Genomic DNA, 19,158 nt, shown 5'->3' with positions numbered 1-19,158 from the left:
GGCGTAAAAAAAAGATGCCACAAAGCGTTGCGCTAACAGTACATGAAAGAGGCTTGTTTTGACAAGCCGGATAACGCGGCAAAGGTAGCACATTCTGATGACAGAAATCCTGTCAGCCGCGCTTTACCGCCAGCAGCCACTTATCAAGTTCAGCGGCAAACTGCTGGCGATCGCGCTGCGAAAGCGCGCTCGGACCGCCGGTTTGAATACCGCTGGAGCGCATGGTATCCATAAAATCACGCAGCGTTAGGCGCTCACGAATAGTGGCATGACTATAGCGCTCCCCGCGAGGATTCAGCGCCGCACCGCCCTTTTCCAGTACTTCAGCCGCCAGCGGAATATCCGCCGTCACCACCAGATCGCCCGGCTGACACAGGCGGACGATTTCGTTATCGGCCACATCAAAGCCCTGCGGCACGACCATGGCGCGGATAAAACGCGACGGAGGGACGCGCAAATACTGGTTTGCCACCAGCACCAGCTCAATCTGCGTACGGTCTGCGGCGCGGTACAGCACCTCTTTAATCACATTAGGACACGCGTCCGCATCAACCCAAATCGTCATTATTATTCCTGCCTGCGCTCATTCTTAAAGGGCGATTATACGGTAAGGTAATAAAGTCGTAAAAGTACGTTACCCATCGCCGGGAATCGCCTATAACAGTACACTACGAAAAAAAACAGACAGAGGGAGAGACATGATGGAGAAGAAAATTGGCTTCATTGGCTGCGGTAATATGGGAAAAGCCATTCTTGGCGGCCTGATTGCGAGCGGACAGGTACTTCCTGGGCAGATTTGGGTGTATACCCCATCACCGGATAAAGTCGCCGCGCTGCGCGATGAGTTCGGTATCAATGCTTCGCAGAGCGCGCAGGAAGTGGCGCAGGTTGCTGATATCGTCTTCGGCGCGGTGAAGCCGGGCATTATGGTGAAGGTGCTGAGTGAAATCGCCTCCAGCCTCAATAAAGACTCGCTGGTGGTTTCTATCGCCGCCGGGATTACTCTGGAGCAACTGGCGCGCGCGCTGGGCCACGATCGTAAAATCGTGCGGGCGATGCCAAATACGCCATCCCTGGTCAACGCGGGGATGACCTCGGTCACGCCAAACGCTCTGGTAACGCCAGAAGACATCGCCGATGTGCTGAATATTTTCCGCTGTTTCGGCGCGGCCGAAGAGATTGCCGAGCCGATGATCCACCCGGTCGTTGGCGTCAGCGGTTCCGCACCGGCCTACGTCTTCATGTTTATTGAAGCCATGGCCGACGCCGCCGTGCTCGGCGGTATGCCGCGCGCACAGGCCTATAAATTTGCCGCTCAGGCGGTGATGGGCTCCGCGAAAATGGTGCTGGAAACCGGGAAACATCCGGGTGAATTGAAGGATATGGTCTGCTCGCCGGGCGGTACCACGATTGAAGCCGTGCGGGTTCTGGAAGAGAAAGGCTTCCGCTCTGCCGTCATCGAAGCGATGGCAAAATGCATGGAAAAATCCGAGAAAATGAGCAAATCTTAAGCATTACGGCCCGGCAATCACTGTCGGGCCTCACTCGCTTGCCACAGAAAATCAATTAACCTTTTTTCAGACAGGTACTCATAAAGGTTTTGCGCTCATCGCCTTTTAAGGTCTTCTGAGCCGCCTGCGCGTTACAATCCTTCATTTTCTGCTGCTGAGGCGTTAGCGTTTTACCGTCAGCACCGGCCCCTGCGCCTTTCAGACAGGTGCTCATATAGGTTTTACGCTCATCGCCCTTCAGGGTTTTGGCGGTTGCCTGTTGATTACAGCTGCTCATACGCTGCTGCTGCGGAGTCAGGGTTTTCTCCGCCGCCGTGGCCGCGGTGGTCGCCGCAGAAGCCGCGGACGCCGCAAACAAACCGCACAGCAAAGTGACCATTAATGTTGTTTTCATAACACCATCCTTTTGTGAGAGATCACGGTAAGTCTGGTCGCTGGCAGGGATTTTACCAACCCGACGGCAAAAAAATGCCATCGGGTGGTGAATGATTACAGCCCGAGAGCCGCCTTCATGGTGTAGTAGAGATCGGTCTGATCAGTCAGCCCCACCACGTTCGCCGCATGTGGACCGTAAGCCGCAATACGCAGTTGAGTGCCGGTGTGTTCCATCGACTCTTCTTCCGAGTTGCCATAGCTCATCACCATCACCGCGCCATCTTTGGTGTTCAGCGCTTGCGTTAGCCCAGGAGCCTTGGTTTCCGGTGGGATAATCTGGCTAGAGTGAGCATGGTCGGCGGTGACGATGACCAGGGTGTTGCCCTCTTTCTTGGCAAACTCCAGCGCTTTTTGTACCGCTTCATCCAGATCAACCGTTTCACCAATCTGGCCGCATGGGTTTGCCGCGTGATCCTGTTTGTCGATGGATGCCCCTTCAACCTGCAGGAAGAAACCTTTCTCGTTGCTGCTCAGCAGTGAAATGGCTTTATCCGTCATTTGCGCCAGCGTCGGCACGCTGGAATCACGCTTTGGATTAGGCGTACAGGTGACGGCGGCTTTATCGATGTTACCGTGGTACGTGGCTTTTGGCCCTTCCCAGCGCACCGGCATGTTACCTTCAGAGAACAAGCCCAGCAGCGGTGTATCCTGGTTCGCCTGAGAAATAGCAGCCAGTGAAGTCGCGTCGTTCACCAGTTGGTAGCCGCGCGCCTGCGCCTGTTCGCGCAGGGTTTTCCCCTGCCATTCGCCTGCGGTTGCTGTTTCAGCAAAGGTTTTTGCCCCGCCGCCCAGCGTCACATCTGCCCGCGCGTTCAGGAGCTGTTCGGTAATGGATCCTTTACCGCCTTTTTCCAGCGCATTAGTTGGGCATTTTTCCGCGGTCACGCTTGGGCCATAGCATTTTCGCGAGGTCACGTGCGAAATCAGCGCAGCGGGAGTCGCATCCTGCAGTTCAGCTGTCGAAACGTTGCCGGTCGCCAGCCCAGCGGATTTTGCCAGCTCAAGGATTGTTTGATGGTCTTTTTCATGGATATCGACGCCAAGCGCACCGTTATAGGTTTTCACCCCGGTGCTCCAGGCAGTGGCCGACGCCGCAGAGTCGGTGACATAATCAGGCTTACCGGTTTTTTTATTCAGCGCGTAGTGGGTGTATTGGCCGGTCAACGGCAATGCATCAATCCCCTTAAAGAAACCGCCCGCACCTTCGGCGTAGTTACGTGCCGCGGTAATTTCGGAATCGCCCATTCCATCGCCAATCAGCAAAATAACGTTTTTCGCCTGTTTATTATTTAACGAAGCGCGAATGGCATCCGTTTGATCGGCGGATAAACGGCGGGCACCGCCCGGCTGGGTAATATCCCCGTGCGCGGCGCGGTTATCTAACACGCTAGCAGAAGTTTCTGCCTGAGCGGCAGGTAGGCATAACAGAGGTAATAATGCGGCAAAGATTGCGCTGTATTTCACGTTAGTTTCTCCATGTACAAATACTTAAAAAATGAAACACGGAGACTGTAAGAAAAGAGCGTGACAGTTTAATGACAGCGCTAAAAAACGTAATACCTACTAATCTTTGGGGGATAAAAATAACCGCTTCACATGATTATATAATAATTCGTTATTATCATCGGGCGCATGCTCTGAGGGTTTCAGCTTATTCAGCGTGGCCGCTATATCACTGTCCAGCGCCGACGTAGGGTTGTGTTTCATATGCTGTAATAGCGTGGTAACCACCACTTCCAGCGCATCGACCTGAATACGCAATGCGTTTGCTTCATCTTCCTTTTCAGCCAGCTTCACCAGCAGTTCTGCAATGAAATTTTTCATCGCGCGTTTTCCTTGTATGACAGCGATGGGCAGGACGCAGGCCCTGAAATTAAATAGACCGATAAAACATACGGTTCCATTCCCCTGTAGCAACCAAGAATAGAATTACAATATCCAGACAATTCTGCAAGAGAAACAGATAAAAATATAATCCTTATTGATATCATGGAATTACTTGCGAAAATCGCAAGCGAAACGTTTTGCTCGCATAATATTACATTAAATTATAGATAATACCGCCAGCCAGAGGGAATAAACACGACGGTATTTATTCCCTTGCTGGCTGGATATTACTGGCGTACCGGTTGAGTCCGCCGCAGCATCACCGCCAATTGCCAAAGGTTAATCAGGACAATCACCGCAGTCACAATAAACACCCAGCGGAATCCGGCCATTGCCGAGACTGAAGCACCAATTAAGGGTCCAACCACGTTGCCGAGATACATAAACGACTGGTTATAGCCAAAAATGCGCCCGGTGACGCGCTCACTAATATATTTTAGCAGCAGCGTCTGTACCGCCGGCAGCATTGCGCCGTCAGCGAAGCCAAGAATAAAGCGCAGAATACCGAGCTGCAGCGGCGTGGTGACAAATGACATGGCAAAAAAGAGCACAACTGCAAAAATCAGCGTCGCTAATAAAATGCGCGCGGTACCAATACGATCGCCAAGTTTGCCCAAACGGGGCGCCGAAATGAGCGCCGACACGCCCGGCACGGCGGCAATCATACCGCTTAAAAACGCAATATTACCGCTGTCCGGCGACATCGATTTAATAAACAGCGCGAGGATTGGGCTAATTGAGCCATTGCACAGCTGAATAACCATAGTGGTAACAAACAGGCTGATCACCAATCCCGGATACGGTAGAGAGGCAAATACGGCTTTACCGCTGAGTTTTTCGCTTTTATTGAACGATGGGCGCGGCCCCTCTTTAATCAGAAAAAGCGTGATCAGGAAGCTTACCAGCAGCAAGAATGCGGTGATATAAAAGACCATTCGCAGGCCGACATGATCGGCGAGAAAACCACCGAGCAGCGGCCCACCAATCACCCCGGTGATTTGCGCCGTCGATAGCGTACTCAGCGCCCAACCGCTGCGCTCACGCGGTACCTGTGAAGCCACCAGCGCCATCGCATTGGGGATATAACCGGAGGTTAAGCCCATCACCGCGCGCAGGATAAACAGTTGCCAGACGTTGGTCGCAAAAGCCTGAAGCAAAATGGCAATCGCCATCCCTAAAGAGGCACGGAGCAGCATCAGCTTGCGCCCTTTACGGTCCGCCAGGCTCCCCCACATCGGCGAAACAATCGCCGATACCAGAAAGGTCACGCTAAAGGTTAACCCAGACCACATCGAGAGCGACTCATGCGATGTCACCCCCAGCTGTGCAACGTACAGCGGTAAAAACGGCAAAATTTGGCTGATCGCCAGGCCGGTAAAAAAGCAACCGAGCCAAACCGAAATAAGATTAACCTTCCAGGATTCCATCACTACGCGCATTCATTCAGTTTACGGGAACAGGTAGACAGGTTAGCAAGATGCCTTTCTCTCAGTATTGTCAGAGATGCTTAATCGATTATTTCAGAATTTTATAAGCCAGCTAAGCGATTTGTGTGACATATATCACGATAAAAAAGCCATCTTGCGGTGAGTTATGCTTACACTCTACGGGTTATTCACGTCATACGGGATGGAAAAGGCAGATGCCCTATCATGCCCGTGGTATGTTATGTGCTTTGCGTTTGGAACGGATGGAAATAGAAATGGCGAAGTTGCGGGTGGGCATTGTTTTTGGTGGTAAATCAGCGGAGCACGAAGTCTCCCTACAGTCGGCTAAGAATATCGTCGAAGCGATCGATAAAACGCGCTTCGATGTTGTGCTGTTGGGTATCGATAAGCAAGGGCAATGGCACATCAGCGATGCGCAGAACTATCTGTTAAACGCACAGGATCCTGCCCGTATCGCCCTGCGCCCTTCAGACACGACGCTGGCCCATATTCCGGGCAAAGAACATCATCAAATGATCGACGCCGCCAGCGGACAGCCGCTGGACGCCATTGACGTCATTTTCCCGATTGTTCACGGTACGCTAGGCGAAGATGGCTCCCTGCAGGGCATGCTGCGCATGGCTAACCTGCCGTTTGTCGGGTCTGACGTGTTAGGTTCCGCCGCCTGTATGGATAAAGACGTGACCAAGCGTCTGCTGCGCGACGCGGGACTTGCCATCGCCCCGTTCGTCACCCTGACGCGCCGCAACCGCGACAGCTTCACCTTTGATGAATTAAAAGCAAAACTCGGCCTGCCGCTGTTTGTGAAACCGGCAAACCAGGGGTCTTCCGTTGGCGTCAGCAAAGTCAACGATGCCGCACAGTACCAAAAAGCGGTGGCGCTGGCCTTCGAGTTTGACCATAAAGTCGTGGTGGAACAGGGGATTAAAGGCCGTGAAATCGAGTGCGCGGTGCTGGGTAATGATTTCCCTGAAGCCAGTACCTGCGGTGAAATTGTGTTGAACAGCGAGTTCTACGCTTACGACACCAAATACATTGACGACAATGGGGCCAAAGTCGTGGTTCCTGCGGCGATCGCCGCCGATGTGAACGATAAAATTCGCCAGGTTGCAATTGACGCTTATCAGACGCTGGGCTGTAGCGGGATGGCACGCGTTGATGTATTCCTCACCGCTGAAAACGAGGTGGTGATTAATGAAATCAACACCCTGCCAGGCTTTACCAACATCAGCATGTATCCAAAACTGTGGCAGGCCAGCGGGCTGGACTACACCTCACTGATTACCCGACTGATTGAACTGGCGCTGGAGCGTCATCAGGCCGATAAAGCGCTGAAAACATCGATGAACGGGTAAATAACCTCAGCCTGGTTCGCATTTGGCGACCAGGCAGAACCGGACCGCGACCCGGCATCGTATGACGTTACCGGGTCGTTTCGTAAAAGCATTAATCCTCTTCCCGACGGCGAATGATAAAGCCCGCCAACCAAAAGCTGATGACCCAAGTCACTAGCCCTACCGCATAGGTTTGCCAACCTTTTGCTTCGAAGCCAAGCAGGCCCACAATCCCGTTTAAAATAAAAATCAGACCGATCGCAAACGCGTAATAGTGCCAATCGCGGCGAATTTTTGCAGGCAGGTTCATAGCGGCTCCAGTAAAAAAAATGATGATGCCATAAACCCTCGGCGGCGTCTGTGGGGTAAACAACAATTACGGAGGTGAACGTGATTGGCGGCAGAAGTAAAAATGAGACCAATGCCGAACCACGTTACGCTTAAAAACCAGGATTATTCCTGCTCAAAATTTAGCATAAATCCGATATTGACAACACCCTTCTACTGCCACACTCCCTCTGTATCACGAAATCGTCGCAATCACGTTATCTGGAGGTACCCATGACAGATTTCACTTTCTCAAAACGCATTTTTACCGGGAAGAAGAGGACGTCCTCCACCTCTGGCAACCTGGCCTACGCGCTATTTGTCTTACTCTGCTTTTCAGTGGGCGCGCAGCTGTTATCTCTGGTCGCACACGCGCCCGGCGTATATGAACATTTGATGCAAATGCAGGATAGCGGCCGTCCGCGGGTGGAAATTGGTTTAGGTGTGGGCACGCTTTTCGGCGTTGTGCCTTTCCTGGCAGGCTGCGCAATCCTTGGTGTGGTATCGCTGGTGCGCCGCCTGCGTCATCGGAATTAATGGATAGCCATACACTTAGCCCGACGCTCATCAACCCGTTTTGCGAACCATGCGGTCGTTAACTTACGGGTGATTTTCGGGCTTTCTAACTGAATTCCCGGCAACATTTCTCTGGCTAACGCCTTACCCGCCTTCTGCTCGGCAATCTTATAAACCCCTTTGTACAGAGCCGTATTTTCAAACGCCTGGCTGTCGCCTTTGCGCAGTTGGTTATGAATTTCGCTGTTGCTCAGCGACAGTTTATCCGCCAGCTTTCTGACCGCCGTTTCGGTGCTTCCCGGCTCATCGCTGCCGTACAGCACAACATCGCCGTCCAGGGCCAGCTTCACGCCGGTGGCTTTACTCACCGCGTACTGGAATGCCGCGTTACGGCTGGCATACCAGCCAGCGTTAAAGTCAGCAAAGCGATAGAGCGGCGCGGTATAGTTAGCCGGATAGTTCAGCAGATGATAGGTGCCAAACCACAGGCCACCGCGCAGCGTAAAGACTTCCTGACGCACGGTACCGTCCATCTTCCACGGATAGTTGTCCTGATGCCCTTCAGCGAAGGCAATGCTCACCTGCATCGGCCCGCCGGTATGCACCGGATTCAAGGAACCAAACAGCTTCTGCCCCATCGGGACCATGCCGATAAAGTCATCAAAAATCGCGCTGAGCTGTTTTTCCGTTTTCACACTGTCCAGGCGGTCGCTGTAGCTTTTGCCGTTTGGTGAATTGATTTTCAGCGCGGTGTGAACCAGAAAGACCGGGATATGCATCTTTTCAGCGCGGCGGTCGATCTCCTGCCAGGCGATTTTACTCAACCCCGGCACCGCGGGGTCAGCCTGATAGTTCGACTCCTGCTGCGCGACCGCCAGCACCGAACAGATATTTTCCTCGGTCGGAGCCAGCTTTTGACTTTCGAAGGTTTTCGCCAGCGCCTGCGCCCAGGCGTCCCGGTCCTTCACGCTAGCGGGCATCTTCTGCCGCACCACGCTTGCCACATCCACCGGCTTCTCTCCCGCTTTCATCTGCGGGGCCTGCTGGCTGGTACAGGCGCTCAGCAATGCCCCCGCCAACAACGTAAGGGGTAAAGCGCAGTAACGCGTTTTGGCCATCGCCATGAGCTGTCCTTATCAAAATAAACGGTTGTCGTTTAGCTCTGTGGCTGCACGACTTCATCTTGCAGATCTTTATTATCCAGTTCACGCTCGAAGCTGCGCAGACGTTTGTAGATAGACATCAGTTCCACCAGCGTGGTCCAGGAGCTGATCAGATACTGGAAAGAGCCGCGCACCTGGCCGAAAACGTTGGTTATCTGCGTCATCAGACCAAGCGTAATCGTACCGGCAACAATTGACGGAAACAGCAGGAACAAACCGAAAACGTTATCTACCTGCAAATACAAAATACGCGCGATATTGAAGTACATGTAGTGGAAATAGAGGCGGAAATAGTTCTGGCGCACCGCGCTGAACAGCTCACGCAACGTTGGCGGTGTGGCGCGGTTGGCATCATCTTCACCGTAAACCAGCTCTTTACGGTAGGCGGCTTCAACGCGCTGATTTTTAAAGTTCAGCCCCGGCAGCTTAATCCCGACCACCGCCAGCATCCCGGTCCCCATCAGCGACCAGACGATAGCGGCAATCACCAAACCGTAAGGAACGTGACCGATAATCGGCAAATTGGGGACATGTGCGGAGAGCGTAACCAGCACCGGCAGGAACGCAATCAGGGTCATGATGGCGTTAATAAAGCTGGTACCCATATCCTCTAGAGTCGAAGCAAAGCGCATGGTGTCTTCCTGCACACGCTGAGCGGCACCCTCAATGTGGCGCAGATGCTGCCAATGGGCCGTGTAATGCTCGTTCATCGCCGTACGCCAGCGGAACACATAGTGGCTGACGAAGAAATTATTCAGTACGCCAATGACAACGGCAATCAGCGCGATGCCGAGGAAAATGCCAATTTCCTGATAGAACTGGTTAATCGAGACTTTGTTCGGCGACGCGAGCGCCGTCTGAATGAGATCGTAGAATGGAGCATACCAGGCGTTTATCGCTACCCCGACTTCGACCATAAACCAGGTGACAAAGATAATTAGCGCGGTACCCAGAATGGACCAATACTGCCAGCGATGCGGGCTGCTGATAAACCAATATCCGGCAAACAGCGCGACGCAAATCAGGTAATAAGCATAAAAAACCAGATAGTTCAGCGACCAAAATCGGGCAGCGCTAATCGGAATATCGTGACTTGCCCCAGTCAAACGCAGCAGCCAACTCCCACCGCCTGCCTGCCAGAAAATGACGGCGACCAGTGCCCAAATAAACGCCGAGAGGAAAAAAGGTCCTGGCTTTGGGAAAAAAGACTTAAACATAGTGCTCTCCTGCTAACTTCTTATGGTTTTGTTTCATGCTGTGACCACAGAATACCGTTACGGAAAATTTTTACCGTAAAGAGGTATTAGGCAATGTTTCTGGGCAATCAGACCGGAAAATTCTGGCAGAGTTCGCGGCAACGCCACCTGGCTTATCATACGCGCTGGATCACAAAAGCGTGCAATCCCGCTGATGAATAATCCTCGCATTTACGCCCGGTTACGTTTTTCCCGCTATCATACCGTTTAATGGCGCTGCGCCAGGTGCCGATTCGTTGTATTTTTAGTATAAATACGCGTTACTTTCCCATTTCAATTCATGGATGCCTCCGTTGAAACGTAGTCTGCTTTTTTCTGCCGCGCTCTGCGTGGCGTCATTGACCTCGGTGCAGGCTGCACAGCCTATTACCAGCCCGGCGTTTGCGTCCGATATCGCTGACCGCTATGCCAACCATATTTTTTACGGCAGCGGCGCAACCGGCATGGCCCTGGTCGTTATTGATGGCAACCAGCGGGTGTTCCGCAGCTTTGGCGAAACCCGACCAGGCAACAATGTTCACCCGCAGCTTGATTCAGTCATCCGCATTGCCTCGCTGAGCAAACTGATGACCAGCGAAATGCTGGTGAAGCTGCTCGATCAGGGAGTGGTGAAGCTCAACGATCCGCTCAGTAAATATGCGCCGCCTGGCTCCCGCGTCCCGACATATAACGGCACCCCAATTACATTGGTGAATCTGGCGACTCATACCAGTGCCCTGCCTCGCGAGCAGCCCGGCGGCGCGGCGCATCGCCCGGTTTTCGTCTGGCCGACACAGTCGCAGCGCTGGAACTACCTCTCAACGGCAAAACTGCATGCCGCTCCGGGCTCTCAGGCCAGCTACTCTAATTTAGCGTTCGATCTGCTTGCCGATGCGCTGGGCAATGCCGCGGGCAAGCCCTATCCGCAGCTGTTTGAAGAACAGATAACCCGTCCGCTGGGGATGAAGGACACCACCTTTACGCCGTCTCCCGATCAGTGCGGGCGGTTGATGGTGGCAGAAAAAGGTGCGAGTCCGTGCAATAACACGCTGGCGGCGATGGGCAGCGGTGGGGTCTACTCCACGCCTGGCGATATGATGCGTTGGATGCAGCAGTATCTTTCATCCGATTTCTATCATCGTAGCAATCAGGCTGACCGGATGCAGACGCTGGTCTACAAACGCAGCCAGCTTACCCGCGTCATCGGTATGGATGTGCCGGGCCGCGCTGATGCGCTGGGCCTCGGTTGGGTTTATATGGCACCGAAAAATGGTCGCCCGGGCATTATTCAGAAAACCGGCGGCGGCGGCGGCTTTATTACCTATATGGCGATGATCCCGCAGTCAAACGTGGGGGCATTCGTGGTGATTACGCGCTCACCGCTGACCCGCTTCGTGAATATGAGCGATGGTATTAACGATCTGGTGACCGAACTCAGTGGCAATAAATCCGCGGTGATTCCGGCGTCTTAATAATCATCAGGCAAACGCGTCACGCTGACGAGTTTGCCTTTATTCATCTGGATATATTCCCCTTTCCGCAGTGCGGAAAGCACCTCGGCAATCACCGAGCGAGAAATTCCCGTTCGCTGCTGGATATAATTCAGGACACCGATACGTTCACGGATTTCCGCGTCCCACTCCATCATCATAAATAGGGTTGAACGAATCTGGTGATAATGGTTAGTGCCAATCAGCTGTTTATCGCGCAGTTCTAACATGCGGGTTTGCCAGCCCATCCAATAAAACGCCTCGCGCCAAAGCTGGTGATTTTCAAGACACTCCAACGTCTCATTGGCCGCAAGATAATACCCTCGGCAATCGCTTTCTGCGGTCAGCATATATTCATTGTGAATTTGGCTAACCCCCGCCGCGAGGCCAAAAATCACCGGCCCCTGGACGATGCCATACAGAATGTGATTATTATTGCGATGCAAAGAGGCCGTGCCGTGCTGAATCACAATCGTGGCGTCATTTAATATGCGGTTCGGGGGAAGAAACGTGGCACCGGCGGACAGAGTAAATCTTGTCCCCTGTTGAGATAGCTCTTTGTCGAGCGAATAAAACTCACTGAGCGGTTTACTCAAAGTGGGCATGCTATGCAATCCGTGCAAAAAATGCTCGTCATCATGATGAGCATTGAGAAGAAAACATACAGGGAAGTTACCGTCCCTGCATACGAGGGGATTCAACAAGAACCTTCATACTGAGCGCAAGGAGTATGCAACGAGCATAATAAGCAGTTCAATTATAGTTTATTAAATATTCGTTTCAGGATTTCTAACACCGGCAATATACGATGCCCGTTAACTGTGATTTCGCGAGACAGAACATACCGTCAAATATATAATTATCACCGACACATTCAACAAATTTATTTTAAAGACATTTCGTCCCTCCAGAGAACATCACGATATTCACCGCAAACAATCATCTGAATTAATTTATCTCCGCTGTTGCCGTTATCCCGGCGGATGGTTAAATTCGACGACGATGACTCTCACCGGCCAATACCTTAACCACCACTTTAGTAAAACATTCAGCCGATGATTCAGTTACAATACGCCTCCTTGTTTCACAAAAATCAGGCATACCATGACAGACTTACTCCATCGCCCCCGTCGCCTGCGCAAATCCCCTGCGCTGCGCGCTATGTTTGAAGAGACAACACTGAGCTTAAATGACCTGGTGTTGCCGATCTTTGTTGAAGAAGAGATCAACGATTACAAAGCTATCGAAGCCATGCCAGGCGTGATGCGTATTCCGGAAAAACATCTGGCACGCGAAATTGAGCGTATTGCCAACGCCGGCATTCGCTCGGTGATGACCTTTGGTATCTCCCACCATACCGATGACACCGGCAGCGACGCCTGGAAAGAAGACGGCCTGGTGGCGCGTATGTCCCGTATCTGCAAACAAACCGTACCGGAAATGATCGTCATGTCCGATACCTGTTTCTGCGAATACACCTCTCACGGCCACTGCGGCGTGCTGTGCGATCATGGCGTCGATAACGACCTGACGCTGGCGAATCTCGGCAAGCAGGCAGTGGTTGCGGCCGCCGCCGGTGCGGACTTCATCGCGCCTTCAGCCGCCATGGACGGTCAGGTTCAGGCAATTCGTCAGGCGCTGGACGCAGCCGGTTTCACCGACACCGCGATCATGTCCTACTCCACCAAATTCGCCTCCTCCTTCTACGGCCCATTCCGCGAAGCGGCGGGAACGGCGCTGAAAGGCGACCGTAAAACCTATCAGATGAACCCGATGAACCGCCGTGAAGCGATTCGCGAGTCGCTGCTGGACGAAGCTCAGGGCGCAGATTGCCTGATGGTGAAACCTGCTGGCGCGTACCTGGATATCCTGCGCGATATTCGCGAACGCACCGAGCTGCCAATTGGCGCTTATCAGGTCAGCGGTGAATACGCGATGATCAAATTTGCCGCTCAGGCCGGGGCAATTGATGAAGAAAAAGTGGTACTGGAAAGCCTTGGCGCCATCAAACGCGCCGGCGCCGACCTCATCTTCAGCTATTTCGCCCTCGATTTGGCCGAGAAAAAAATCCTACGTTAATCGCCTCTCAACGCCCTGCGCTCGCGGGGCGTTTTCATCTTTCACAAAACGTCACCAAACCGCCATATAACCGACATATCCCCCTTCTACTGTCAAAGCAGGACAGAGGAGGAGCTGCTATGTTTAGTCTCGACAATGTCATCGATGACCTGTGGCCTCAGGCAAGGCCAACCCCCTGGCAAAAAAAACTACTCAAAAAACTGCTGCATGAAGAAGAGTTTCAACAGTTTGCTGCGCGGCATCGTCATCTAAAGGGTTTAGATGCGGTCGAACAGGTTCTGGAGCACCTGAATATCCACTGTGATGTTGCGGTACAAAATCTGGAACAGATCCCCGAACAGGGCCCGCTGGTCATCATTGCCAACCACCCCACCGGCACACTCGACGGATTGGCATTACTCTACGCGGTATCCCGCGTACGTCGCGACGTAAAAGTCGTCACTAACCGCATGCTGACCCACCTTGAACCACTGAGCGCCCTGTTTATCCCGGTCGATAACATTAATGGCCGCACGGCAAAATCAGCGCTCCAGCAAATGGACCACCAGCTTCAAAACGGTGGCGTGCTGATCTTCTTCCCTGCGGGCGAGGTCTCGCGGCTGACCCGACGCGGTATTCGCGATAAAAAATGGCACTCTGGCTTTATTAAGCTCGCCGCCAAATATCGCGCCCCGCTGCTGCCCGCGTGGATTGACGCACGCAATAGCGCCCTGTTTTATGCCAGTACGCTGGTATCCTCGCATCTGCCGCTGCTGTTATTGATGCAGCAAATGTTCCGCCGCCGCAACGGTAGCCTGCCGGTGAATATTGGCCAGCAGATCGCATGGTCCGCCTGGTTTAACCCGCAATCTACGCCCCGCGAGATGGCTGACAAATGCTACCGCCACGTACTGTTGCTGGGCAAAAATCTGCCGGGCATCTTTCGAACCGAAAGCGCCATCGCCCGCCCCGAGCCCCGCGCGCAGGTCAAGCGTGAGCTGAATCAGGCCGAATGTCTGGGACGCACGGCGGACGGTAAAGTCATTTATTTATGGCAGCGCAATGGTCAGGATGATGCACCGCTGCTGCGCGAGCTGGGGCGTCTGCGGGAGATCGCCTTTCGGGCAGTAGGCGAAGGTAGCGGCAAACGCCGCGACGTCGACGCCTACGATGATGACTACCTGCATCTGATTTTATGGGATGAAGAGGACCTGGAAATTGTGGGTGCCTACCGCTTTATGCCTACCGCTATGCAGTTGGAAAAGCGCGGGCTGGACGGCATTTATAGCTACAGCCTGTTCCACTACGATGAACGCATGGACGATATCCTCCAGCACGGCATTGAGCTAGGACGTAGCTTTATTCAGCCACGCTACTGGGGACGTCGCGGGCTAGATTATTTATGGTCCGGAATTGGGGCCTACCTGGCGCGCTATCCGCACTATCGCTATCTATTCGGCCCGGTGTCGATTTCCGGTGGCCTGCCGCCTGCGGCGCGGGATCTGCTGGTCGCCTTTTATCGTCTATGGTTCCCCGCCAGCCACCCGCTGGCGGAATCACGTCGCCCGTACCCAGCGTCGTTGCCCGACGTATTAGCGCAGTTTGGCGGTGAAGATTACAGCGAAGATCTGACGCGGCTGAAGTCGCTGCTCGGCAACCTCGGCTGCGGTATTCCCCCGCTGTATAAACAATACTCCGAAGTGTGCGAACCGGGCGGCGTGCAGTTTATCGATTTTGGTAGCGATCCGGATTTCAACAACTGCGTAGATGGGCTGGTACTGGTGGATTTAACTTATCTGAAGGCCAACCGCTATCAGCGCTATATTGGCACGCATCTGGACGAAGCAAAGTCAGCATAGCGATAACACCGTTCACGTAAGCCATGCGATGAGAATAAACGCCGGGATTGGGTTCCTGGAGGGACGCCAAACCCGGTGGTCGCCCGGGTATCTCAATCTGAAACTCACGATGTGAAGCATAGCGGCGCTTTTCCCTCTCCCAATTTGGGAGAGAGGATCATCATGATGACGCGCGGTAAAAAGGTTTATCTCCGAGGATCGTCGCCCGGTGCATAATGCGCCGCTGCGGAAGATAATCGGCGTTGGCATAGTGCTGCGTCACCCGGTTATCCCAAATAGCCACGTCGTTCGGCTGCCAGCGCCAGCGTACCTGGAACTCTGGTTTGGTGACATGGGCAAACAGGAAACTCAGCAGCGCCTCGCTCTCTTTCTCGCTGACGTCCACAATTCGGGTAGTGAAACCTTCATTCACAAACAGCGCCTGCTTGCCGCTCACCGGATGCGTGCGCACCACCGGATGCAACAGCGGCGGGTTCTTCGCCACCGCCTCCAGCCAGCGCTGATGCTCTTCTTCCGTTTTCCGGTACTTATATTCCTGGAATGATTTACGGAAATCGTGCTCGGCGCGCAGGCCGCCAAGCAGCGCTTTAAACGGTGCGGAGAGCGCCTCGTAGGCGGCTATTCCGCTGGTCCACAGCGTATCGCCGCCGGTTGACGGCAGCTCTTTGGCCGCCAGAATCGCCCCCGCCGGTGGGGTATCGATAAAGGTGACATCGGTATGCCAGTTGTCATTATCCGGCGGATTATCGTCATGGGTATCCAGCACGATAATCTCTTCCACGCCCGGCGCATGCGGATAGACCGGGTGAATGTGTAGGTCGCCAAAGCGGCGCGCCAGCTCGCGCTGCTGCTCAGGGGTGATCAACTGCTCGCGCAGGAACACCACCTGATGACGCAGTACCGCATGATACAGTTGTTCAAATTGGTTATCGCTCAGCGGGCGGGTTAAATCCGCCCCGGAAATTTGCGCGCCAATGTACGGCCCCAGCGGGGTAATAGCCAGACGTTCACTCATTGTACTTCTCCATGCCAGGGGGTCAGACGGCGCTGAAGCGCGCGTAGCCCTAATTCCAGACCGAAAGCGATAATCGCAATCACCGCAATCCCTGCCAGCACCACGTCGGTGGCCAAAAATTCCCCGGCAGATTGCACCATAAAACCTAAACCCCGAGTGGCGGCGATAAGTTCGGCGGCCACCAGCGTTGACCAGCCCACGCCCAAACCAATGCGCAGCCCGGTTAAAATTTCCGGCAGTGCGCCCGGCAAAATTACCAGCCACAGCACCTGCGTCCGGCTAGCGCCCAACGACTGTGCCGCGCGAATGCGCACCTGCTGTGCGCTCTTCACGCCAGCCAGCGCCGACATGGCAACCGGCGCGAAAATCGCCAGATAAATCAGCAACACTTTTGAGGTTTCGCCAATGCCAAACCAGATAACCATCAGCGGCAAATAAGCCAGCGGTGGCACCGGACGATACAGCTCGATCAGCGGGTCAAGAATGCCGCGCACCGTTGGGCTTAAACCCATGGCAATTCCCACCGGGATGCCGATAATCGTTGCCGCCAGCAGCGCCACCACGATACGCGCCAGGCTCGCCGCCAGATGCTGCCACAGCGTGGCGTCCATAAAGCCCTGCGGGCTGGCGATGGCAATCAGTTTTTGCAGCACCTGCCCAGGGGCAGGCAGAAACAGCGGGCTAATCCACTGGGCGGCGGCCACCGCCCACCAGATAGCCAACAATACCGTCAGGGTAGTCAGGCTCAGCGTCAAATGACGCGAAAAAGGCCAGCGCAGCTTCAGCGTGCGCTGACGCGGTTTATCGTTAATCACCACGCTCATGAGAAGGCCTCCCGTTGCTCAAACACCCGGCTTAACACGTACTCGCGCTGTTCGATAAAACGCGGATCGGACTTAATGCTGCGGCAGGCCTCTCCGGCGACAAAACGCCGGCCAAAATCGAGCGGCAAACGCTCCAGCACCCGGCCCGGACCCGGTGACAGCAGTACCAGTTCGGTGGCCATAAAAATCGCTTCTTCAATATCGTGGGTAATCAGCAGCACCTTTTTACCGGTCTCATGCCACAGCTTAAGCAGCAGCGTCTGCATCTGTTCGCGGGTAAACGCGTCTAGGGCACCAAACGGTTCGTCCAACAGCAGCAATTGCGGGTTAGCCGCCAGCGCACGGGCGATACCGACGCGCTGACGCTGGCCGCCGGAAAGCTGCCAGATAAAGCGTTTTTCCGCCCCTTCAAGACCGACTTTTTTCAGCATCTGCGCGGCGGTTTCCCGGCGCTCAGCCTTGCCGATGCCGGCCAGTTGTAATCCCAGCGCCACGTTGTCCTGTACGTTGCGCCACGGCAGCAGCCCTTCATTTTGAAAGACCACGCCGCGGTCAGCGCCCGGTCCATCCACGCGCTTACCATCCAGGGTGATGCTGCCGTGCTGGTAAGGCACAAATCCGGCAATCAGGTTCAGCAGCGTGGTTTTGCCGCAGCCGGACGGCCCCAGCACCACCAACAATTCGCCGCTGTCGACGGTAAGATTGATATCCGCCAACGCCGGTTTACCGCCGTAATCGGCGGAAAGATGCGAGATTTGCAGCATCACAGCCCCCTTACTTCACGAAACGGTCGGTAACGTACTGGCTGTAGTCCGTCGCCACGTTAGGCACTTTGCCCTGCTCTTTGAGGAACTGCGCGGTATCGACAATCGCCTTGTTGACCGGGCCATTCAGCGCCTGTGCCTGCTGTTCAGCGGTCAGATAGGTATTGCCTTTCACCAGCCCCGGCACGTCGGACTCCGGGACGCCGCTCAGACGCGACAGCTTGCTAATGTTCTCCGGCTGGGCCAACCATTTATCCGGGTTATCGATATAACCGCGCTGCGCATCAATTGCGCTTTTGGCGAAGGCTTTCACCACCTCAGGGTGTTTCTCGGCAAAGGCTTTACGTACCACCCATACATCAAGGGTCGGCGCGCCCCACTCGCCCACTTTCGCCGAATCGGTCAGCACGGTGCCGTCTTTTTCCAGCTCGTTGACGGCCGGCGCCCACACATAGGCTCCATCAATATCTCCGCGCTGCCAGGCAGCAATAATCGCCGGCGGCTGAAGGTTCAGAATCTGTACCTGGCCCGGCTTGATGCCCCAATGCTTGAGCGCGGCCAGCAGGCTGTAGTGGGTAGTAGAGATAAACGGCACGGCGATGCGCTTGCCGATCAGATCTTCCGGTTTGGTAATCGCTTTTTTCACCACCAGCGCTTCGGAATTCCCCAATTGCGAGGCCAGCAGGAAGACTTCAATCGGCACCTGTTGGCTGGCGGCGACCGCCAGCGGGCTTGAGCCGAGGTTGCCAATCTGCACGTCGCCGGAGGCCAACGCCCGCACGATGCTGGCGCCGCTATCAAACTTGCGCCAATCCGGTTTCGCCCCGCTGAGCTTTTCGAAAGTTTTATCCGCCTGGGCCACTTTGGCCGGCTCTGCGGAGGTTTGATACGCAATAGTGACGTCCACGGCCTGCGCCTGGAAAGCCAACAGCGCCAGCGTAGCGGCGATAAGGGTGAAACGCGATGCGATTGCCATAATGTCCTGCTCCCATGTCTTGTTATGTGGGCAGTATTTCGTGGCAAAGGGGGGTTGATAAAGGAATTAAAAGTGCTTGTTAATTCCATTTCGTTTTTAGAAAAAAAGCGGCAAAGGATAGTCGTGGCGTGGGATTTCGCGGGCTGTTTTTGGGTGGGGGAATTGCGGTAAAAGTTGGGGCTATTAGGCTTAATTTATGTCAGTTAAGCGCAAAATTCCGTTCACTTTATGTTTGGCAGAAAATGAAATAACTTCCCCAGTGAACGGGCTAAGGGGGACGCCGCGCCCCCCTTAATAATCCCCGCGGCCCCGCGGT

At 54.2% G+C, this 19,158-nt stretch carries 19 protein-coding genes; 6 read left to right on the top strand and 13 right to left on the bottom strand.

Annotated features, from left to right (window positions below; translation table 11 throughout):
* Positions 1-112: 112 nt before the first annotated feature.
* On the bottom strand, positions 113-565 hold the full coding sequence (locus tag KCR01S_RS19000; protein WP_061284637.1) for a YaiI/YqxD family protein: 453 nt from the start codon (positions 563-565) through the stop codon (positions 113-115).
* A 136-nt stretch (positions 566-701) separates the two neighbouring features.
* Here KCR01S_RS19000 and proC point away from each other — a divergent pair, with 136 nt between their 5' ends.
* Positions 702-1,511 carry a pyrroline-5-carboxylate reductase gene (proC, locus tag KCR01S_RS18995; RefSeq protein WP_061284656.1) on the top strand — a complete coding sequence of 270 codons (810 nt, stop codon included), beginning with the start codon at positions 702-704 and terminating at the stop codon, positions 1,509-1,511.
* A gap of 55 nt (positions 1,512-1,566) precedes the next feature.
* Here proC and KCR01S_RS18990 read toward each other — a convergent pair whose 3' ends face one another.
* The 4 genes from KCR01S_RS18990 to KCR01S_RS18975 form a co-directional block, all read right to left on the bottom strand.
* Positions 1,567-1,905: a PsiF family protein gene (locus KCR01S_RS18990; protein ID WP_061284636.1), complete on the bottom strand. Its 339-nt coding sequence runs from the start codon at positions 1,903-1,905 to the stop codon at positions 1,567-1,569.
* Between the two features lie 95 nt (positions 1,906-2,000).
* Positions 2,001-3,410: an alkaline phosphatase gene (gene phoA / locus KCR01S_RS18985; RefSeq protein ID WP_061284635.1), complete on the bottom strand. Its 1,410-nt coding sequence runs from the start codon at positions 3,408-3,410 to the stop codon at positions 2,001-2,003.
* Positions 3,411-3,509: 99 nt separating this feature from the next.
* Positions 3,510-3,770 carry a sigma-S stabilization anti-adapter protein IraP gene (locus tag KCR01S_RS18980; protein WP_061284634.1) on the bottom strand — a complete coding sequence of 87 codons (261 nt, stop codon included), beginning with the start codon at positions 3,768-3,770 and terminating at the stop codon, positions 3,510-3,512.
* 290 nt (positions 3,771-4,060) lie between these two features.
* Positions 4,061-5,260 carry a multidrug efflux MFS transporter gene (locus tag KCR01S_RS18975; RefSeq protein ID WP_061284633.1) on the bottom strand — a complete coding sequence of 400 codons (1,200 nt, stop codon included), beginning with the start codon at positions 5,258-5,260 and terminating at the stop codon, positions 4,061-4,063.
* A gap of 275 nt (positions 5,261-5,535) precedes the next feature.
* On the opposite strand from KCR01S_RS18975, the gene ddlA reads away from it, so the two are divergent.
* Complete coding sequence (gene ddlA / locus KCR01S_RS18970; RefSeq protein WP_061284632.1) at positions 5,536-6,636, top strand: D-alanine--D-alanine ligase; 1,101 nt, start codon at positions 5,536-5,538, stop codon at positions 6,634-6,636.
* 91 nt (positions 6,637-6,727) lie between these two features.
* Here the strand turns inward: ddlA and KCR01S_RS18965 are convergent, their stop codons facing one another.
* Positions 6,728-6,925 (bottom strand): DUF2754 family protein, encoded by a 198-nt coding sequence (locus tag KCR01S_RS18965; RefSeq protein WP_052283929.1) that lies wholly within the window; start codon positions 6,923-6,925, stop codon positions 6,728-6,730.
* Positions 6,926-7,176: 251 nt separating this feature from the next.
* On the opposite strand from KCR01S_RS18965, the gene KCR01S_RS18960 reads away from it, so the two are divergent.
* Entirely contained in the window at positions 7,177-7,479 is a 303-nt protein-coding gene (locus tag KCR01S_RS18960; protein WP_061284631.1) for a DUF2755 family protein, read from the top strand.
* On the opposite strand, the gene KCR01S_RS18955 is transcribed toward KCR01S_RS18960, so the two are convergent.
* Both KCR01S_RS18955 and sbmA read right to left on the bottom strand, forming a co-directional pair.
* Entirely contained in the window at positions 7,476-8,576 is a 1,101-nt protein-coding gene (locus tag KCR01S_RS18955) for a DUF1615 domain-containing protein (protein ID WP_112203368.1), read from the bottom strand. The two genes, KCR01S_RS18960 and KCR01S_RS18955, sit on opposite strands and share 4 nt — an antisense overlap.
* A 38-nt stretch (positions 8,577-8,614) precedes the next feature.
* Entirely contained in the window at positions 8,615-9,838 is a 1,224-nt protein-coding gene (gene sbmA / locus KCR01S_RS18950; protein ID WP_061284629.1) for a peptide antibiotic transporter SbmA, read from the bottom strand.
* Between the two features lie 332 nt (positions 9,839-10,170).
* Here sbmA and ampH point away from each other — a divergent pair, with 332 nt between their 5' ends.
* On the top strand, positions 10,171-11,328 hold the full coding sequence (gene ampH / locus KCR01S_RS18945) for a D-alanyl-D-alanine-carboxypeptidase/endopeptidase AmpH (protein WP_061284628.1): 1,158 nt from the start codon (positions 10,171-10,173) through the stop codon (positions 11,326-11,328).
* On the opposite strand, the gene KCR01S_RS18940 is transcribed toward ampH, so the two are convergent.
* Complete coding sequence (locus KCR01S_RS18940) at positions 11,325-11,951, bottom strand: helix-turn-helix domain-containing protein (protein WP_061284627.1); 627 nt, start codon at positions 11,949-11,951, stop codon at positions 11,325-11,327. The genes ampH and KCR01S_RS18940 overlap by 4 nt on opposite strands.
* Before the next feature lie 499 nt (positions 11,952-12,450).
* Here KCR01S_RS18940 and hemB point away from each other — a divergent pair, with 499 nt between their 5' ends.
* Both hemB and olsF read left to right on the top strand, forming a co-directional pair.
* Positions 12,451-13,425 carry a porphobilinogen synthase gene (gene hemB, locus KCR01S_RS18935; RefSeq protein WP_035895610.1) on the top strand — a complete coding sequence of 325 codons (975 nt, stop codon included), beginning with the start codon at positions 12,451-12,453 and terminating at the stop codon, positions 13,423-13,425.
* A 119-nt stretch (positions 13,426-13,544) separates the two neighbouring features.
* Positions 13,545-15,263, top strand: a complete 1,719-nt coding sequence (gene olsF, locus KCR01S_RS18930) for a bifunctional ornithine lipid synthase OlsF (RefSeq protein WP_061284626.1) — start codon at positions 13,545-13,547, stop codon at positions 15,261-15,263.
* A 160-nt stretch (positions 15,264-15,423) separates the two neighbouring features.
* Here the strand turns inward: olsF and tauD are convergent, their stop codons facing one another.
* Genes tauD through tauA form a run of 4 tightly spaced genes read right to left on the bottom strand, consistent with a single transcriptional unit; the run spans position 15,424 to position 18,842 of the window.
* Positions 15,424-16,278 carry a taurine dioxygenase gene (gene tauD, locus KCR01S_RS18925; protein ID WP_061284625.1) on the bottom strand — a complete coding sequence of 285 codons (855 nt, stop codon included), beginning with the start codon at positions 16,276-16,278 and terminating at the stop codon, positions 15,424-15,426.
* Positions 16,275-17,102 (bottom strand): taurine ABC transporter permease TauC, encoded by an 828-nt coding sequence (tauC, locus tag KCR01S_RS18920; protein ID WP_061284624.1) that lies wholly within the window; start codon positions 17,100-17,102, stop codon positions 16,275-16,277. The genes tauD and tauC overlap by 4 nt, the downstream gene beginning before the upstream one ends.
* Positions 17,099-17,866 carry a taurine ABC transporter ATP-binding subunit gene (tauB, locus tag KCR01S_RS18915; RefSeq protein ID WP_061284623.1) on the bottom strand — a complete coding sequence of 256 codons (768 nt, stop codon included), beginning with the start codon at positions 17,864-17,866 and terminating at the stop codon, positions 17,099-17,101. Before tauB ends, tauC begins: the two co-directional genes overlap by 4 nt.
* 10 nt (positions 17,867-17,876) lie before the next feature.
* On the bottom strand, positions 17,877-18,842 hold the full coding sequence (tauA, locus tag KCR01S_RS18910; protein WP_061284622.1) for a taurine ABC transporter substrate-binding protein: 966 nt from the start codon (positions 18,840-18,842) through the stop codon (positions 17,877-17,879).
* Between the last annotated feature and the right edge of the window lie 316 nt (positions 18,843-19,158).

The sequence above is a fragment of the Kluyvera cryocrescens NBRC 102467 genome, assembly GCF_001571285.1.
GTDB lineage: Bacteria > Pseudomonadota > Gammaproteobacteria > Enterobacterales > Enterobacteriaceae > Kluyvera > Kluyvera cryocrescens.
This window is presented reverse-complemented; position numbering and strand designations above follow the sequence as displayed.

Excerpts from the sequence above, each read along its gene's own strand:
- KCR01S_RS19000 (WP_061284637.1), bottom strand. The coding sequence starts at position 565 with ATGACGATTTGGGTTGATGCGGACGCGTGTCCTAATGTGATTAAAGAG.
- proC (WP_061284656.1), top strand. The coding sequence starts at position 702 with ATGGAGAAGAAAATTGGCTTCATTGGCTGCGGTAATATGGGAAAAGCC.
- KCR01S_RS18990 (WP_061284636.1), bottom strand. The coding sequence starts at position 1,905 with ATGAAAACAACATTAATGGTCACTTTGCTGTGCGGTTTGTTTGCGGCG.
- KCR01S_RS18980 (WP_061284634.1), bottom strand. The coding sequence starts at position 3,770 with ATGAAAAATTTCATTGCAGAACTGCTGGTGAAGCTGGCTGAAAAGGAA.
- KCR01S_RS18975 (WP_061284633.1), bottom strand. The coding sequence starts at position 5,260 with ATGGAATCCTGGAAGGTTAATCTTATTTCGGTTTGGCTCGGTTGCTTT.
- ddlA (WP_061284632.1), top strand. The coding sequence starts at position 5,536 with ATGGCGAAGTTGCGGGTGGGCATTGTTTTTGGTGGTAAATCAGCGGAG.
- KCR01S_RS18965 (WP_052283929.1), bottom strand. The coding sequence starts at position 6,925 with ATGAACCTGCCTGCAAAAATTCGCCGCGATTGGCACTATTACGCGTTT.
- KCR01S_RS18960 (WP_061284631.1), top strand. The coding sequence starts at position 7,177 with ATGACAGATTTCACTTTCTCAAAACGCATTTTTACCGGGAAGAAGAGG.
- KCR01S_RS18955 (WP_112203368.1), bottom strand. The coding sequence starts at position 8,576 with ATGGCCAAAACGCGTTACTGCGCTTTACCCCTTACGTTGTTGGCGGGG.
- sbmA (WP_061284629.1), bottom strand. The coding sequence starts at position 9,838 with ATGTTTAAGTCTTTTTTCCCAAAGCCAGGACCTTTTTTCCTCTCGGCG.
- KCR01S_RS18940 (WP_061284627.1), bottom strand. The coding sequence starts at position 11,951 with ATGCCCACTTTGAGTAAACCGCTCAGTGAGTTTTATTCGCTCGACAAA.
- hemB (WP_035895610.1), top strand. The coding sequence starts at position 12,451 with ATGACAGACTTACTCCATCGCCCCCGTCGCCTGCGCAAATCCCCTGCG.
- olsF (WP_061284626.1), top strand. The coding sequence starts at position 13,545 with ATGTTTAGTCTCGACAATGTCATCGATGACCTGTGGCCTCAGGCAAGG.
- tauD (WP_061284625.1), bottom strand. The coding sequence starts at position 16,278 with ATGAGTGAACGTCTGGCTATTACCCCGCTGGGGCCGTACATTGGCGCG.
- tauC (WP_061284624.1), bottom strand. The coding sequence starts at position 17,102 with ATGAGCGTGGTGATTAACGATAAACCGCGTCAGCGCACGCTGAAGCTG.
- tauB (WP_061284623.1), bottom strand. The coding sequence starts at position 17,866 with ATGCTGCAAATCTCGCATCTTTCCGCCGATTACGGCGGTAAACCGGCG.
- tauA (WP_061284622.1), bottom strand. The coding sequence starts at position 18,842 with ATGGCAATCGCATCGCGTTTCACCCTTATCGCCGCTACGCTGGCGCTG.